Source organism: Streptomyces sp. NPDC001156 (assembly GCF_053598275.1).
Genome location: NZ_JBSFJX010000180.1, coordinates 1 through 16,743, shown reverse-complemented (window position 1 = coordinate 16,743; position 16,743 = coordinate 1). Strand labels below are relative to the sequence as shown.

Annotated in this window: 15 protein-coding genes and 1 pseudogene; 5 read left to right on the top strand and 11 right to left on the bottom strand. The window is 69.2% G+C overall.

Annotation, left to right across the window (positions count from 1 at the left end):
* Positions 1–321: 321 nt before the first annotated feature.
* The 8 genes from ACWDA7_RS41175 to ACWDA7_RS41140 form a co-directional block, all read right to left on the bottom strand.
* Positions 322–990: a response regulator gene (locus ACWDA7_RS41175; protein WP_450611734.1), complete on the bottom strand. Its 669-nt coding sequence runs from the start codon at positions 988–990 to the stop codon at positions 322–324.
* Positions 987–2,279: a sensor histidine kinase gene (locus ACWDA7_RS41170; RefSeq protein WP_450611736.1), complete on the bottom strand. Its 1,293-nt coding sequence runs from the start codon at positions 2,277–2,279 to the stop codon at positions 987–989. The genes ACWDA7_RS41175 and ACWDA7_RS41170 overlap by 4 nt, the downstream gene beginning before the upstream one ends.
* Positions 2,280–2,314: 35 nt before the next feature.
* Entirely contained in the window at positions 2,315–3,166 is an 852-nt protein-coding gene (locus ACWDA7_RS41165; RefSeq protein WP_450611732.1) for an ABC transporter permease, read from the bottom strand.
* Positions 3,163–4,101 (bottom strand): ATP-binding cassette domain-containing protein, encoded by a 939-nt coding sequence (locus ACWDA7_RS41160; RefSeq protein ID WP_432937660.1) that lies wholly within the window; start codon positions 4,099–4,101, stop codon positions 3,163–3,165. The genes ACWDA7_RS41165 and ACWDA7_RS41160 overlap by 4 nt, the downstream gene beginning before the upstream one ends.
* 187 nt (positions 4,102–4,288) lie before the next feature.
* Positions 4,289–4,579: a hypothetical protein gene (locus ACWDA7_RS41155; protein ID WP_450611738.1), complete on the bottom strand. Its 291-nt coding sequence runs from the start codon at positions 4,577–4,579 to the stop codon at positions 4,289–4,291.
* 354 nt (positions 4,580–4,933) lie between these two features.
* Positions 4,934–6,019: an ABC transporter substrate-binding protein gene (locus ACWDA7_RS41150; protein ID WP_450611730.1), complete on the bottom strand. Its 1,086-nt coding sequence runs from the start codon at positions 6,017–6,019 to the stop codon at positions 4,934–4,936.
* 78 nt (positions 6,020–6,097) lie between these two features.
* A complete protein-coding gene (locus tag ACWDA7_RS41145; protein ID WP_450611728.1) occupies positions 6,098–6,973 on the bottom strand; it encodes an ABC transporter permease in 876 nt (291 codons plus the stop codon).
* Positions 6,970–7,830: an ABC transporter ATP-binding protein gene (locus ACWDA7_RS41140; protein ID WP_450611726.1), complete on the bottom strand. Its 861-nt coding sequence runs from the start codon at positions 7,828–7,830 to the stop codon at positions 6,970–6,972. The genes ACWDA7_RS41145 and ACWDA7_RS41140 overlap by 4 nt, the downstream gene beginning before the upstream one ends.
* Positions 7,831–8,097: 267 nt before the next feature.
* Here ACWDA7_RS41140 and ACWDA7_RS41135 point away from each other — a divergent pair, with 267 nt between their 5' ends.
* From ACWDA7_RS41135 to ACWDA7_RS41125, 3 genes are all read left to right on the top strand, one after another.
* On the top strand, positions 8,098–9,759 hold the full coding sequence (locus ACWDA7_RS41135; protein WP_450611724.1) for an ATP-binding protein: 1,662 nt from the start codon (positions 8,098–8,100) through the stop codon (positions 9,757–9,759).
* Positions 9,759–10,445: a response regulator gene (locus tag ACWDA7_RS41130; RefSeq protein ID WP_450611722.1), complete on the top strand. Its 687-nt coding sequence runs from the start codon at positions 9,759–9,761 to the stop codon at positions 10,443–10,445. The genes ACWDA7_RS41135 and ACWDA7_RS41130 overlap by 1 nt, the downstream gene beginning before the upstream one ends.
* 181 nt (positions 10,446–10,626) lie before the next feature.
* Positions 10,627–11,229 (top strand): zinc ribbon domain-containing protein, encoded by a 603-nt coding sequence (locus ACWDA7_RS41125; RefSeq protein ID WP_450611720.1) that lies wholly within the window; start codon positions 10,627–10,629, stop codon positions 11,227–11,229.
* A gap of 63 nt (positions 11,230–11,292) precedes the next feature.
* Here ACWDA7_RS41125 and ACWDA7_RS41120 read toward each other — a convergent pair.
* The 3 genes and pseudogenes from ACWDA7_RS41120 to ACWDA7_RS41110 all read right to left on the bottom strand — a co-directional run bounded on the left by ACWDA7_RS41120 (position 11,293) and on the right by ACWDA7_RS41110 (position 14,260).
* A pseudogene (locus ACWDA7_RS41120) lies at positions 11,293–12,091 on the bottom strand (L,D-transpeptidase family protein).
* Positions 12,092–12,467: 376 nt separating this feature from the next.
* Positions 12,468–13,697, bottom strand: coding sequence for a CU044_5270 family protein (locus ACWDA7_RS41115; RefSeq protein WP_450611718.1), 1,230 nt, complete (start codon positions 13,695–13,697; stop codon positions 12,468–12,470).
* Entirely contained in the window at positions 13,694–14,260 is a 567-nt protein-coding gene (locus ACWDA7_RS41110) for an RNA polymerase sigma factor (protein WP_450611716.1), read from the bottom strand. The genes ACWDA7_RS41115 and ACWDA7_RS41110 overlap by 4 nt, the downstream gene beginning before the upstream one ends.
* Positions 14,261–14,885: 625 nt before the next feature.
* On the opposite strand from ACWDA7_RS41110, the gene ACWDA7_RS41105 reads away from it, so the two are divergent.
* Both ACWDA7_RS41105 and ACWDA7_RS41100 read left to right on the top strand, forming a co-directional pair.
* A complete protein-coding gene (locus ACWDA7_RS41105; RefSeq protein WP_450611714.1) occupies positions 14,886–15,551 on the top strand; it encodes a nitroreductase in 666 nt (221 codons plus the stop codon).
* Positions 15,552–16,151: 600 nt separating this feature from the next.
* Entirely contained in the window at positions 16,152–16,652 is a 501-nt protein-coding gene (locus ACWDA7_RS41100) for a DinB family protein (protein ID WP_450611712.1), read from the top strand.
* Positions 16,653–16,743 lie beyond the last annotated feature (91 nt).

Genomic DNA, 16,743 nt, shown 5'->3' with positions numbered 1-16,743 from the left:
CCTGGACCCGGGCGGCTCGCACGTTCCCCAGGTTGGTCACCCAGCTCGCGAAGACGGCCGTGCCGCCGGTGAAAGCTGCGACCCACATCCCGCTGCCGCCCACGCCGATCAGTGTCGGTGAGGTGCCGGCCGCTGTCGAGGGCGTCCTCGGACCTGCCCGGCGGACCCTGTCGGAGAGTCGGGCCCTGGCACGCACAGGTCCTCGTCCACCGCCCGCAGCGTGCACTGCCCAGAGGGCGCCGACCACCGCCCGTGGATCAGATCTCATCCCGTGGGGTGGATCGCTGCGCCGGCTGTCCGTCGAGGGCTGCACCTGCTTGCTCAGCTCGCCTGGGGCCGGGCCAGACCGTGGTCGTAGGCGAAGATCACTGCCTGGATGCGGTCGCGGGCGCCGATCTTGGCCAGGACCCGGCCGACATGGGTCTTCACTGTGGACTCCGACAGGACGAAACGGCCGGCGATCTCGCCGTTGCTCCAGCCCTTGCCGATGGCGACGAGGATCTCGCGTTCGCGGTCGGTCAGGGAGCTCAGTCTCGGGTCCTCGGTGGAGCCGGCACCGCCGGGCGGCACGAGACGGGCGAACTCGTGGAGGAGGCGGCGGGTGAGCGCGGGGGCGATAACGGCATCTCCGACGGCCACCGCGCGGATGCCCGCCAGGAGTTCCTCGGGGCGGGCGTCCTTGAGGAGGAACCCGCTGGCTCCGGCGCGCAGCGCCGCGTATACGTACTCGTCGAGGTCGAAGGTGGTCAGGACGAGGACACGGGAGCGGTCGCCGGCGGCGACGATCCGGCGGGTGGCCTCGATGCCGTCCATGCCCGGCATGCGGACGTCCATGAGGACGACGTCGGGGCGGAGTTCGGCGGCCTTGCGCACGGCCTCGGCTCCGTGGGCGGCCTCGCCGACCACCTCCGTTTCGGGCACGGAGTCCAGGAGCATGCGGAAGCCGTACCGCTGGAGCGACTGGTCGTCCACAACGAGCACGGTGGTCACCGGGCACCGTCCTGGGGGGTGAGGTCGAGGTCGGCCCGTACCGTCCAGCCGGCGCCTGCGGGGCTCGCGCTGACGTGCCCTCCGTAGAGTGCCGCTCGTTCTCGCATGCCCACCAGGCCGTGTCCTTCCTCGTTCGCCGGGCGGGGACGGCCGACCGGGGTGGAGGGGCCGGAGTCCTGGACCGTGATGGTCAGCCGCGTGTCCTCCACGACGATCGCCAGGTTCACACGCGCGCCGGCGCCGGCGTGTTTCAGGGTGTTGGTCAGGGCCTCCTGCACGATGCGGTAGACCGTGAGCTGCACCCCGCTGTCGAGGGCGTCGATGTCTCCGACCGTACGGTAGACGACCTCCAGGCCGGCTGCGCGCACCCCCTCGCACAGCGCGTCGAGGTCGGTGAGACCGGGCTGCGGGCTCAGCTCGGGCTCGGCCGGCGCCCCGTCCGCCTCGCGCAGTACGCCGAGCACCCGCCGCAGTTCACTCAGCGCCTGGCGGCCGGTGTCGCCGATGAGGTGCAGGGCCTCCTTGCCCCGTTCCGGAGCGGCGCCTGCTGTGTAGGCTCCTGCATCGGCGAGGGTGATGATGACGGACAGGTTGTGGCCCACGATGTCGTGCATCTCGCGGGCCACCCGTGCCCGTTCGGCGGCGACAGCGAGTCTGCCGCGCTGGTCGCGTTCGATCTCCAGCCGTGCCGCACGCTCGCGCAGCCCGACCAGTTGGGCCCGCCGGATGCGGATCATCAGGCCGAGCGCGAGTGCTGCGGTCGCCGTGCTGAGCAGGAAGAACAGTGCGTCCCAGACCGACACCGCCGCCGAGACCCGCACCGCGACCAGGCTCAGTGCACCCGCTGCGACCGCGCAGGCCCAAGCCAGCTGCCGCAGCCGCCCGTGCAGGGCCAGGCTGTACAGGGCGACGAAGAGGGCGACATCCGCACGGAGCGCGGCACCGAGTGACCACTGGAGGACGAACACGGCCGTGACGGCGCCGAAGGCGGCGGCGGGCGCTCGTCGCCGCCACAACAGCGGCAGCACCAGCCCGGCCTGCAGGGCCATGATGCCCGCCACGGGCAACCGGGTGAATGCCACGCGGAAGCGGCGCGGGCCGTCGCCGTCCCCGCCGATCACGCCGACTGCATGCAGCAGGTCCGGCAAGCAGAACAGCAGGAAGACCAGGACCACCACCGCGGTGTCCAGCACCCACGGACGGGCCCGGTCGGCATGCCGGAGCCGCTGGCCGGCCCGGCCGAGCCGGGCGACCAGCGGCCCCATCCCGTTGAGGTCATCGGCGGTCACGGATGTCACCAACCCATGATGCGGGTGGCTGCTGCTCAGACGTCGCTGCGCAGCAGCCGGTACGCCGCTCCGGCCAGCGCGAGGGCTGTCCAGCCGAGGAAGACCAGGAGTCCGGCGCCTGGCGACAGGGTGGTGGAGTCGTGGGTCAGAGCGAAGATCGACTCTCCCGCGTGGCTGGGGAGGTAGGGGTCGATGTCGCCCTGCCACGAGCTGGGCAGCAGGGAGATCAGCCCGGGTACGAGCATCAGGGCGGCGACCAGGACCGAGATACCGCCGGCCACGGACCGCAGCAGCGCGCCCAGGGCGGCGCCGATGACTCCGACCAGGCCCAGGTAGAGTCCGGCGCCCAGGAGGCTGCGGACGACGCCGGCGTGGCCAAGGCCCATGGCGGCGGGCGTGCCGGAGACGATCTGGCTGCCCACGAGGAAGGCGACGAACGTGCCGGCGGTCGCGACCACCAGGGCGACCACTCCGTACACCGCCGCCTTGGACCACAGCACGGGGAGCCGGCGCGGTACGGCCGCGAGGGTCGAGCGGATCATGCCGGTGGAGTACTCGCCCGCCGTGACCAGCACGCCGAGCACACCGAGGGCGAGCTGGGCGAAGTTCGTGCCGAAGAGGGACAGGCTCACGGCCGTCGCGGTGGCGAAGTCGCGGTCCATGTGCCGGCCGGAGTCGAGATTGGACTTGTAGTGGCTCGCGGCGATGACGCCGAAGGCGACCAGGAACAGCAGACCCAGGCCGAGGGTGATCCAGGTGGAACGCAGAGACCAGAGCTTGGCCCACTCAGAGGCCAGCACGCGCCGTCCGGTCACCCGGTAGGCGGGCCGGGCCTGAGCGGCCGGGGCGGTCTCGGGAGTCTCGGGCGTTGCCGTGAGGGTGCTCATGCCGCGCTCCCGGAGGTCTCGATGCCGGTCGTGGAGCCGTGGTACTCCACGGCGTCCCTGGTCAGTTCCATGAATGCCTCCTCCAGCGACACCGCCTTCGTGGTCAGCTCGAACAAGGGGATCCCATGATCGGCCGCCTTCAGTCCGATCGCACGGGCGGACATCCCGGTGACCTGGAGTTCCTCCGAGCCGATGCGGCCGGTGATCTCCACACCCGGCCCGGCCAGCACGTCCCGCAGCCGCGCCGGGTCGTCCGTTGCGACCTTCACGGTGTCGCCGCCCGCCTCGCGGACCAGGTCCTGCACGGTCGTGTCGGCCAGCAGCCGGCCACGCCCGACGATGATCAGGTGATCCGCGACGAGTGACACCTCGCTCATGAGATGCGAGGAGACGAAAACTGTGCGCCCCTCGGCCGCGAGGGTGGTGAGCAGGTTCCGGATCCACAGGACGCCCTCGGGGTCGAGTCCGTTGACCGGCTCGTCCAGCATCACGGTCTGCGGATCGCCGAGCAGGGCCGCGGCGATGCCGAGCCGCTGGCCCATGCCGAGGGAGAAGGCACCGGCACGCTTCTTCGCGACGCTGCCGAGACCGGCGAGTTCGACGACCTCCTCGACCCGACGGCGCGGAATGCCATGAGTCAGCGCGAGGGCCCGGAGGTGGTTGTAGGCCGAGCGGCCCGGGTGGATCGACTTCGCCTCCAGCAGCGCCCCCACCTCCTGCAGCGGTGCCTGGTGGCGGGCATAGCGGTGACCGTTCACCGTGACGGAGCCGCTCGTCGGCGCGTCCAGGCCGACGATCATGCGCATCGTCGTGGACTTGCCCGCACCGTTGGGCCCCAGGAAGCCGGTCACCGTGCCCGGCTTCACGGTGAAGTCCAGACCGTCGACCGCGACCTTCTCCCCGTACCTCTTGGTGAGCTGCTGTGCCTCGATCATTCGCGTTCTCTCTCTCGGACTCCGGCGCCCGAAACGCCTGACGCCTCCTCCGCCACGCTAAGTCCGCGATCTGCCGGATCCGGTGGTACCGGGGGCTGAACAGTGGCGGGCCGGTAGTACCGGGGTACTACGGCACCGGCAGTTCGCAGTGGTACTTACAGCCCCATCAGGCACCACGCCGAGGCCTCTACCGGCGCTCTTGCGGCTGTGGTTTCTGTGATCGGACGCCACCAGGCACTGCTCGACGCTGTCCTGCCAGCTCTCCCTGCGGATGAGCGCGGACCTCGAGCGGTCCTGACACATGGCCCGGCATATAGCGCAGCCGGCGCGGAGGCGGTAGCCCGGTCGAGCGGAAGGAGGCGACCACTGGCACGGGGCCGAGCACACGGGCCACGAGGTCCGACGCGGTCTCGCCCATTCCGGTGGTGAGCACCTTGACGATCCAGAAGTGGACGAACCACGGCTTGGACAACCCCATCCCGAGTGAGTCGAGAAGAGCATGGTGCGTAGCGGCAGAAGTCCAACGGCCGCTCAGAGGTCGAACGCCTGCGTACCCAGAGGGCCCGGCCGCCGATGGAGGCGTACCTTACCTGTTGTTTCGACTCAACTGGTCTAAGCCTCGGGGCCAGCCGGTTCGTCGGCGAACGGTGAGCCCCCTGTACCGCGAAGTAGCGGAACCGGTCCTGGCTGCCCTGACGACGAAGTACCGGTAGACCAGCCTCATCCTTGGTCTCCATCGCGAGGCGGCCGGTGAGGATTTGTGATCCGTGGTGCCCACGAACCAAGGCCGCCCGGCCTGTCGTCGCCTGGGCGGCCTCGGGAGCACCGGGACTCAGCCGTTGGACCCCGCCGGGGTCGTGGTGGTGGTGAAGCCCTCCTTCTTGTTGGCCGCGATGGCGAAGTCGTTGGTGAACGTCTTGCTGAGGTCCACCGACGAGCTCACGGTCCCGACCAGCTGCTCGGTGGCGAGCGAGGTCTTCGGGCCGCCGGCCGGCATGATGCCGTCCGGCAGGAACTGGCCCTTGTCCTCGTTCAGGGCAGTGATGTAGTCGGCCTTGGTGACCAGTTCGTTCTGGACGTACGACGCCGGCAGCTTGTTCGCGATGTCCGCCGCGCTGTGGTCGTGGATCCAGTGCATGGTGGCCACGAGCGCGTCGACGACCTTCTGGACCGCGTCCTTGTGCGAGTTCACCCAGTCGGTGCGGGCGAGGACGCTGGCGGCCGGGAACGCGCCGCCCAGCGCCGTCTTGGCGCCGTCGGTGGTGGCCAGGTCGATCGCGGAGGCGCCGACGCCCCTCTTCTCGATGGCGGCGACCGTCGGCTGCGTCGTCATGACGCAATCGGCCTTGCCGTTCTGCAGCGCGGCCACGGCGGTGGAACCGGCGCCGACCGCGAGCCGGTGGAACTGGTTGGTCTTGACGCCCTTCTTCGCCGCCATGAACTGGGTCAGGGTGTCGGTGCCCGAGCCCAGGTCGGTGACGCCGAGCGTCTTGCCCTTGAAGTCGGCGGCCGACGTCACGCCGCTCTTCTTGGTGCACATCTCCCGCTCGCCCGGCGCGCCGGACAGCTGGACGACGTCCTCGACCGCCTTGCCCTTCGACTGGAACTCGATCGTGTGGTTGTACCAGGCGCCGGCCATGTCCACCTGCCCCGAGGCCATGGCCTCCTCGGCGCCGATACCGCCGTTCTGCTCGGTGCTCAGCTCCACCTTGACGCCGTACTTCTGGTAGAAGCCGAGGTTCTGGGCGAGCTCGTAGGGCAGGTAGATCTGCTTGTCGATGCCGCCCACCATGAGCCTGACGGTCGGGGTGCCGCCGGAGCCGGACGACCCGGAGCTGCCGGAGTTGCTGGAACACGCGCTCGCGGCGCCGAGGGCGAGGACGGTGACGATCGACGCGGTGAGGGTTCTCTTGAGCATGGCGAGGCATACACCTTTCGGGATTGCGGGGACGCGGGGGATGGGAGAGGAAGGTGCCCGGTCACGAGGGCACGGGACTCAGAGGACGTTCGTCTCGGTGGGGGCCGGCGGACGCCAGGCGAGCAGCCGGTGTTCGAGCTTGCCGATCAGCCACTCCGCGCCGAGCACGATCACCGCGATGACGAGCATCGTGGCGAACACGCCGTTGGGGTCGAAGTTGTTCTGCGCGGTCTTGATGACCAGGCCGAGTCCGCTCTGCGCGCCGAGGACCTCGCCGACGAGCGCGCCGACGATGGCGAAGCCGAAGGCGCTGTGCAGGCTGGCGATGATCCAGGTCAGCGCGGAGGGCACCACGACGTGCCGGATGATCTGCGTCTGGGAGGCGCCGAGCACCCTGACGTTGGCCAGGACGTTGCGGTCGACCTCGCGGACGCCCTGGAAGGCGTTGAAGAAGACGATGAAGAACACCAGCACCGCGGCGAGCAGGATCTTCGGGGTCACGCCGATGCCGAAGGCCACGATGAAGATCGAGCCGAGGACGATGCGCGGGATCGCGTTGACCATCTTGATGTAGGGACCGAGCACGTCGGAGAGGTAGCGGCTCTGCCCGAGCGCGACGCCGAAGACGACCCCGGTGAGGGAGCCCACGACGAAGCCGATGAGCGCTTCCTGGATGGTGGTCCAGATGTTCTCGTAGAAGGAGCCGAACTGGGTGCCGTGCTGGAAGAGGTCGACGAGCCGCGTCCAGATGCCGGACGGCTGGCCGAAGAAGAACGGGTCGACGATGCCCCAGGCGGTGAAGGCCTGCCAGCCGCCGATCACGAAGACCGCGAGGCCGATACGGCCGGCCCACACCCGGGCGACGCGCCGCCGGGCGGCGCGCTGGGCCGCGGTCGCGGCCGGGCTCTTGCCGCCGTCGGTGGCGGAGGTGGTGGAAACGGTCGATGTGCTCATTCCGTGCCTCCCGCGGTGCGTGCGTAGGCACGCTCCACCTCTTCGCGCAGCGTGTCCCAGATCTGGTGCTGGAGTTCGATGAATCGGGGCTGGAAGCGGATCTCCTGGACCGAGCCGCGCGGGCGGGGCAGGTCGATGTCGAAGACCGCCTTGACCGAGCCGGGGCCGGACGTCATCACGACCACCCGGTCGGCGAGCGCCACCGCCTCGTCCAGGTCGTGGGTGATGAAGATGACGGACGGGCGGATCTGCTCCCACAGGGTCAGCAGCTCGGTCGACATGATCGCCTTGGTCTGCACGTCCAGGGCGCCGAACGGCTCGTCCATGATCAGGATCTTGGGTTCGTTGATGAGGGCCGCGGCCATCGCCACGCGCTTGCGCATACCGCCGGAGAGCTGGTGGGGGTAGCGGTCCTCGAAGCCGGCGAGGCCGACCCGGCGCAGCCAGTCCCGCGCCGACGCCTGCGCCCGCTGCTTGGGCACCCCGCGGAAGACGGGACCCATGAGGACGTTGCCGAGGACGGTCTTCCAGGGCAGCAGGGCGTCGGCCTGGAACATGAAGCTGACGCCGTCGGTGATGCCGTCCACCTCGCGGCCGCCGACCTTGACCGAGCCCTCGCTGGGCCGGTCGAGCCCGGAGACCATGCTCAGGGTCGTCGACTTGCCGCAGCCGGTGGGACCCACCACGGCGCAGAACTGGCCCGGCTCCACGGTGAACGAAACGCCTTGCAGCGCCGTGAACACCTCACCGGCAGGGGTCAGGAATCGCTTGGTGAGCCCGGAGATCTCGATGCGCGCGTCCGCAATGTCCGCCGCACCGGCGCCCGGGCTCGTCGCGACATCGTTTCGCGAAGCCATGTGGGGCCGTTTCCTTCCTTCTTACGGAGTTCCTCGGGAATTCCTCGGGGAGTGCCTCGCAGGCCGAGGAAGGCAGACGCTAGAGGCCGCCGCGTATGACGTCGCTGTTTCCGAGCTATCTCGCGATAGTTGCGTAAAGCGCACTTCTGCTCGTTCTGCTCATGGGGGCGGGGGTGGGCAGCGTCCGGTCCGTCCGGCACAATCGCGCCACCCGGGCACGTGCACGAGCCGGCCCGGCACGACACACACTGGCACCAAGAGGCACTCGTGATACGCATCCGTTTCCGGACCGGCGGCGGCAATCGGAGGCTGTCCACGCGGATCCTCGCGAACCAGCTGGCCATCCTCGCGCTCACCGGTCTGATCGGTTTCGTCCTGTTCGCCTTCGCGCAGCGGGCCGAACTCGACCGCTCCTACGAGCAGCGGGCCCTGGCGATCGCGCAGACCACGGCCGCGGATCCGCAGATCCAGCAGGCCATGGCGCGCGGGGGCGGCGGTGGCGTGGTGCAGACGGTCGCCGAACGGATGCGGCGGTCGTCCGGGGCGTCGTACGTGGTCGTGATCGACCTGAGCGGCGTGCGGCGCTCGCACCCCATTCCCGAGCTGATCGGCGAGCCGGTGGACGAGCCGATCGTGGTGCGGGACGGCCGGCCGCACGTCGGCACCGACCACGGCGCGACCGGGCGGTCCGCCAACGGCAAAGCGCCTCTCTACGGGCCCTCCGGCGCGCTGGTCGGGGAGGTGTCCGTGGGCATCCCGGAACACGACGTGCTCGGGGAGTTGTGGCGCGAGCTGCCCACCTTCGGGCTGTACGCCGCGATCGCCACCGCGATCGGCGCGGCGGCCGCCTATCTGCTGGCCCGGCGCCTGAAGCGGACCACGTTCGGGCTGGAGCTGGAGGAGATCGCCGGCCTGCTGCAGGACCGTGAGGCGATGCTGCACGGCATCCGGGAGGGTGTGGTCGCGTTCGCCCCCGACGGAAGGATCACGGTCGTGAACGACGAGGCCAGGCGGCTGCTCGGCCTCGGGACCGCGCTCGGCAGCCGGCTGGAGGAGGTGCTGCCCGACGGACGGCTGCGCCGGGCGCTGGACGGCACCCTGACGGGCACCGACGTCAGCGTCCTGACTGACGACCACTGTCTCGCCGTCAACCGCATGCCGGTCACCCTGCACGGCCATGAACTGGGCGCCGTCGTCACCGTGCGCGACCGCACGGAGCTGGTCGGCCTGCTGCGCGAGCTGGACTCCGTGCGCGGGCTGACCGACGCCCTGCGGGCCCAGCAGCACGAGTTCACCAACCGGATGCACACCCTGGCCGGGCTGCTGGACATCGGCGAGCACCGGTCCGCGTACGAGTACGCCATCGACACGGCCCGCTCCGGGCAGGCGCTGACCGAGGCCGTGCGCCGGCACATCGGGAACCAGCTGATGGTCGGGCTCATCGTGGCGAAGACCACGGTCGCCGCCGAACGGGGAGTGCGGATTCTCCTCACCGACGACTCCGCGCTCGGCGCGGAACCACCGCACCTGCGGCGGCTGCTGACCATCGTCGGCAACCTGCTCGACAACGCCATCGACGCGACGGCCGAGGCGCCGCCCGCGGAGGGCGGACGCCGGGTCCGGCTGACGCTGACGGAGGGCGACGCGTCGATCGTCGTACGGGTGGCGGACAATGGTCCGGGCGTCGCCCCGGGCGCCTCCCAGTCGATCTTCGAGGACGGCTGGTCAACCCGCCCGGAGCGGGGCACCGCGCGCCGTGGACTGGGGCTGGCCCTGGTGCACCGGCTGGTGCAGCGGCACGGCGGCACCATCACGGTCGGCGAGGGCACGGGCGCGGTCTTCACGGTCGTACTGCCGCTGCCGGACACGGCACCGGCACCGCGGGGTGCCCTGTTCACGACGGCGTCGACCATGGGAGGTGAGGGCTGATGATAAGAACCCTGGTGGTGGACGACGACTTCCGGGTCAGCCAGATCCACAGCGACTACGTGCACCGGGTGCCGGGCTTCGAGGTGGCCGGCGAGGCCGCGTCGGTGGCCGAGGCTCTGGCGGCGGTACGCACCCTGCGGCCGGACCTGCTGCTGCTCGACGTCTTCCTGCCCGACGGCAGCGGGATCGACGTCCTGCGCCGGCTGAGCCAGGACCAGGGCGACGCCCGCCCCGACGCCCTCATGATCACCGCCGACCACGACATCGCCTCGGTGCGGGCCGCGATGAAACTCGGCGCCATCGGCTACCTGGTGAAGCCGTTCGGCTCGGCCGACCTCGCCGAACGGCTCACCTCCTATCGCCAGCTCCGTGACCGCGTGGACGCGCTAAGCCGGACGACCACGGCCGACCAGGCGGATGTGGACGCCCTGTTCAGCGCCGCCCGGCCGCCCGCCGTGCCCCGGATCCCGGCCAAGGGCCACTCGGCGCCCACGCTCAGCGCGATCCACCAGGCCCTGCGCACGGCCCCCACCGCCCTGTCGGCCGCGGAGGCCGCCGAGGCGACCGGTGTCTCCCGCGCCACGGCCCAGCGATACCTGTCCTACCTCGTCAAGGAGGGCACGGTCCACCTGGAACTCCGCTACGGCACCACCGGCCGTCCCGAACACCAGTACCGTATCCCGTAGTGAACTCCAGGCGGCAGCGCTCCCCGACGGCCGGCACGTCACCCTGCCCCGGCTCGGAACAATCCTGCGGCGCCTGTCCCGCCGTGTCTGTCGCCGCCGGGGACCGGATGGGCCAACCGGCCGGCAGCCCTCGAAACGATGGCGGAAGGCGAACGAGCAACGCAATCGGCTGCACTACCGGGTGGCAAACCTGCGCGCCGATGCCCTGCACAAACTGACCACCAAGGTCACCGACGTGTACGGCATCGTCGTCGTCGAGGACCTGAACGTTGTCGGGATGCTCCGCAACCGTCGTCCGGCCCGACAGATCGCTGAGGCCGGGTTCGGGGAGATCCGACGCCAACTCACCTGCAAGAGCGGGCGCGACGCCTGCCGCATCGTGGTGGCGGACCGCTGGTTTCCCCTCCTCCAAGACCTGCTCGGCGTGTGGTGCGGTGAAGTCAAACTGCCCTTACACGTCCGCATTTTCGACTGCGACGTATGCCCACTCGTCAGAGACCGGGACGAGAACGCGGCACGCAACCTTGCCGCTCTGCGGCGAGGGCAGCTACTGGCACCGGAGTGGCCGAAGACCAGGGCGCGTCAGCGCCGAAGCCTCATGGAGCCGACCAGAAGACCCGCACCACCCATCCCCGCCACCCGGCGAGGACGGGGCGGGCAGGTGGCGCAACCCTGCCGCACCAGCGGCAGACAGAAACGAGAGGCCGTACTCAAGCCGAAGCGCTTACACTTTGGTGATGTGACGGACCTTCCGCGCCGCAATGCCCGGAATGTTGAGACCTGAATACGGTCTCGGCAACGGAAGGGACGACACGCTTACTCCATATTCCTGTGGACCGCGGAACTGTCATCGGGCGAGAGAGGCCGCGTCGCCCATCACGACCACGGGGTGGTCAGCGGGGTCGAGGGCTCGCATCAGTTGCTTCATGTGCGTCTTGGAGAGGCTGACGCAGGCGTGCGTGGGGCCGCCGTGGTCGACGTGGATCCAAATGCCCCCCGCCGCGGTTGTCGCCCATCGGCTTGGTGCCGTCCATCGGTGAAGTGCCGGGCTGCCGGTTGTAGTTGACTGCGATCACATAATCGAAGGAACCGGCGAGCGGTTCGCCCTCGATACCGGGCCCGCTGATGGAGAAGGAACCGGAATGGTGGTAGGGCAGCTTGGTGCCGGGGTCGGCGAGCCGTCCGCCGGCGTCGGTGAGACCGAACACCCCTATGGGGCTGCGCAGGTCGCCCTCGTAGTGCTCGTCGGTCCAGCCCTTGTAGCCGTTGTGCCCGGCCCAAACCGCCCCGGGACGCCAACCACCGCCGACGCGCTCGTAGAGTACGACCTTCGACGACGCCGAGTTCCAGGCGGCTCCCGTGACCAGGACGACCTGGCCGGCGTCGGCCGGGATGTGCGACAACGTCCTGGGGCCGAGCCCCGGCAGCCGGGAGAGGATCTGGGGCCGCGGCGAAACCGTCGTCCATGGCTTGACGGGGGCAGCACCCGACTGCCCGGCCGCGGGTCCAGCAGAGTCCAGGACGATCGAGGCCGTCCCAGGAGCAGGGGTGGGATCTCCCTCGGGCATGTGGTGGTATGCGGCGATCCCGAGCGAGGAGATGATGACCGACGCGGTTGCGGATATGTAGGGCCTGTGGAGGCGCATTGGTGCAGGCTTTCTTAAGGGGGCGGGAAAACGAGGGGCAGCCCTGTGGGCGGGGCTCACGGATCCGGAAGACTAGACGGTGTTCGGGGGCGTGCGGCAGGCCTGGCAGCGCTGCCCACGTCATGGCGCGGTACTTGACCTCGCAGGCCGTTGCGCACATCTTCAACCAGACTGGCTCCAGGCCGGATCGCCTGGATGTCGGGAACTCGGCCGGGAGGCCAGGGCGCTGCGGGAGGCCACTGCCGGGAATGCTGGTCGTTGCGCGGAGATCTGCCGCGTCACGTCAGCGGCAGATCTCCGAGTCCGTCAGTCGATGTTCGAGGAGGCGGTCGTCTGTGCGAGTGCTCCCTGCGGGTTGCGCAGGTCGGCTCTCGGCTCAGCTACGAGCGTTCTTCGGTACGGTGATCTGGTGCTCGCCCCAGCTCATCCGGGTGGTCGCCGCGTAGTTGACCGTTGTGTCCGCGTCGAGACCCGCTTGCTTGGCCCTGGCCGAGGGCTTGACCAGGATGACCTGCTCGCTGAGCATCGCGCCGGTGGACGGGTCAACGACTAGCCGCTGTTGCGTGGTCCCCAGAGGTGTCCTGTACGTGCTCGGGAACTCAACGCCAACGCCCTCACGCCCCAGGGGATCTGTGGCACGTGCGATCAGCCGGACTCCGGGCAGATGTGCCATCACCCGGTACGCGGCCGCCCGGACGCCGGGCTTCACGGGCATCGTGACGAGGTTGGCTGCCTGGCGCAGCATCCAGGCGCTGCGGCCTGAGGTGCCGGTCTCGGCGCCGTTGTCCTCTGCGTACAGTCGCTCCAGGTAGCGGCGCAACTCATCACTGGTCGAGGGCAGTTCGCGCAGGTCCTGGTAAGAGACGTTGCGCGGGCCGACGGCGTAGATCTTGTCGTCGATGTTCGTCTTCATGACCATCGGCCGCCCGGTTCCCATCGTGAAGCCGATCATGTTGGTCCCGGTCTTTGCCGCGACCTCGACCTGCACCGTGCCGGGCGAACCCACCGCGCGCCAGCGTGACTGGTCCGCTGCGGTCCGGGGCTCGGTCACGGAATCCAGGCCGGAGACCATGAGGCTCCTGGTTCCGGGGCGCACGCCCACCGACCACTCGTCGATGGACGTGCTGCGCACGGCGAAGAGCTGCCCCTTCTCACCGGCGACGTCCACGTTCTCCGAGCGCGTGGTGGTCTGCCAGTAAGTGCCCTCGGCGACCGAGGACTCCGCCTTCTTGGCGGCGCTGAGCAGTTCGAGGTGGCCGTCGACGCTGACGTCCTCTGTGGCGCCCGGCCGCTCCGTTCCGGCGGAGGACCGCGGTTGTGCGGCCGGCCGATCGGCAGGCTCCCGCCAGTCGAGCGTGCTCACAGCTACGGCGGACGCCGTCACGGCTACCAGGGCCGCCGCTCCCAGCGGCCGGAACCCACCTCGCCGGCGGGGTGCCGGGATGCGTGCGATGGGGCCGTCCGTCGCCTCGGCGACGATGCGTGCGAAGTCCTCCCGCTGCCGCGTGGGGTCCACCAGCCGGGACGGATCCAGTGCGTCGGGCCGTGCGTCCGCGAGCACCTTCATGGCGTCGGGCCGCCCGGGCCACTTGCGGGTGTTCTTCACGCGGGTGCTCCTTCGTGATGAGTGGGGTGCGGGGCCTCTACGGGAGATGCGGACGCCGTCTCTGACGCGGGTGCCGTTTCCAGGGCCTTCTCCAGTCGGCGGCGGGCCCGGTACAGCCGGACGGTCAGCGTCGCGGTGGTGCAGTCCAGGACCTGTGCGGCCTCCCTGGCGCTCAGGCCGTGCCAAGCGATCAACGTCAGCAATTCCCGGTCGGCTTCCGGCAGGCTCGCGAGGGCCTGCAGCGCGTTGTGCCGATCGGTGACCTCCGCCGCGACATCACCGACGTCCATCTGGGCGTCGCTGCTGGTGCGCTGTGCCTCCTCGACGGCGAGGAGATACTGATGGGCGTCCCGGCGACGCAGTTCGCGCACCAGGTTGCGGGCCACGCCCAGGAGCCACGGCAGCGCCGGTTGAGGAATGTTGCCCACCCGCTGCCAGGCGACGGTGAACGTCTCGCTGGTGATGTCCTCCCCCGCCTGCCGTCCGACCAGGCTGGTGGCGTAGGCAAGGACACGCGGATAGCACTCCGCGTAGACGTCCCGGAAGCGTTGAACCTGTGTCACGCGCCGTCCCCTCGTTTCGGCTCTCTCACCAAGCAATGGGCGTAGCGGCTCGTTTCTTACATCCCGAACCGACAATTCCTGCAGATGTGGCGCGCATCACGCCGGGGAGCCGGACTCTATGTCCCGCGGTGCCGCCCAAGGCGTACTCGAACCCGTGGAATCGATCATCTGGGGTCCGTCTTCAAAGCTCATCGGGTGGTGGATCGCGGTGGGTGGTGCGTCGTCATGAGCTCACCGATGAGGAGGAGTTACTCGCTGTTGATCGAGCGGGCTGTCACAACACGGACTGGTGCGAACGACGATCTGTCCTGAGTGCTCCCCAGCCACCAACGTCGACCTGACACTCGGCACCGCGAGCAACGACTGGTTCGCCACGGGTCCGGGCCACGGCATACAGCTCACCGAAGGTCCACACGCCGGGCGCCCGTCGTCGGGGCCCAGCAGCCTGGCTTGCCGTTGAAGCCGACAGTGCGTGCAGGTGGGTCTCGACAGCACTTCGTGATCGGTCGGCGATGGAGTGTCGGTCGGTTTTGGCAGCACCGAAGCTCCGCCCACTCCGGCCACTTGGTGTGATGATCATCCTCGTGTCTTTGCTGCCCGCCATGGAGTGAGAGGACGAAAAGACGTGGATGTGTACGAAGCCGTGGACAGTCGCAGGGCCGTGCGGGCGTTCAGCGATGAGCCGGTACCCAAAGAGGTACTCGAACGAGTGCTGGCTGCAGCGACGCGGGCTCCGTCGAGTGGGAACCTCCAGCCCTGGCATGTGTATGTCGTGACCGGCGAGCCCCTGGCCGAGCTCAAGAGACGCGCCACGGCCAAGGCACTGGCGGGCGACCCGGGTGATGAGCGGGAGTATCCGATGTACCCGGCCGAGATGGCCTCACCGTATCTGGACCGTTTTTCCGCTGCGGCCGCCCAACGGTACAAAGCCCTGGGAATTAATCGCGACGACCCCGACAGGCTCACGAAGATCGCCGCTTTGAATTCGGAGGCGTTCGGGGCGCCGGTCGTACTGTTCTGCTACCTCGACCGGACGATGGGCCCCGGACAGTGGGGGGATGCGGGGATGTACTTGCAGACGGTCATGTTGTTGCTGAGGGCGGAAGGGTTGCACAGCTGCCCCCAGGTGATGTGGACGATGTATCGCAAGACCGTCAGCGAGATAGCCGGAGCCGACGACAGGCTCGCACTGTTCTGCGGTGTCGCGGTGGGATTCGAGAAGGAAGGCGTGCCACGGCTGCGTACCGGGCGGGCGGACATGACAGAAACAGTGAGCTTCATCGGAGTGTGACCCGCTGAGCGGTGATCCTCACAGCAGACGGTCGTCAGCCCGTGTCGCTCCGCTCGACCGGTTCGGTGAGCGAGGTTTCGCCCTCCATCCGCTTCGGGACCTCGACGCCGTAGCCGCCGGACTCACCCTGCACTGGAGTGCCGACGGCACCGAAGGGTCCGTGAACCGCATCAAGAAGATCAAAAGGCGGCTCCACGGACGTGCTGGGTTCGAACCACTCCGCAAGATGATCCTGCTTCAGTGCCCCTCGGCACTGATCAGCATGCGCTGCTTTGAAGGCTCCCCGCCTGAAGGCGGGGGATTCGCGTCCGGCCTTGGGGCCAGCAAGGACGTGGACGAGCTGCTGTACGGAGCCGACTATGACGCGGCCGGAGCCTTCCAACGCCGGAAGGCGACTTCTCGGATTCCCGCCACAGCGCACCCGCGGCTGTGTTTGCTCGAGCGCGCGGCAACGTGCCCTGGAGCGGCGGGTGTTTGGTTGCGGGCTGCTCGCATCCGCCCGTTCCGCGGGCCTCTATGCGTCCCGGGTGTCAGAGAACTCCCTGCGCGGCCCCATGAATTGAGGAATCCTGGACGGCCGTGACCGAAAATATGAGCGAAATGGCTCCGGACAGTGAAGTCAGGGGGCTTCTGAGGGCCCTGGACGCGCAGCGCCGCCACGTTCTCGGCATCCTCGACGGGCTCGACGCGGAGGCTCTGCGACGGCCCGTGCTGCCATCCGGATGGCACTGCCTGGGACTGGTCCAGCACCTCGCGATGGACGTCGAGCGTTTCTGGTTCCGCGCGGTCGTCGCCGGGGACGAAAAGATCATCCACGGCCTGACAAGCGGCGACGAAGCCTGGAACGTGGCACCGCAGGTGCCGGCCGCCGCCGTGCTCGACGGATACCGGCAGGAGGCAGAACTCGCCGACGCCGTCATCACCACCACCCCTGCCGACGCCGTTCTGGCCTGGTGGCCCCATGACCTGTTCGGCGAACCGCATCTGCACACCCTGCGCGACGTCCTGCTGCACGTCATCACCGAAACTGCATGCCACGCCGGCCACCTCGATGCGGCACGAGAGCTCATCGACGGCCGCCGATGGCTAATCCTGACCTAGGAGCGTGTCTCAGTAACGGGCAACCCGCCTGTGGTTCGTGATCATTCGTGCGGGATGATTTCGGTATGCGTGGTGGGGATGGGCTGTTCGA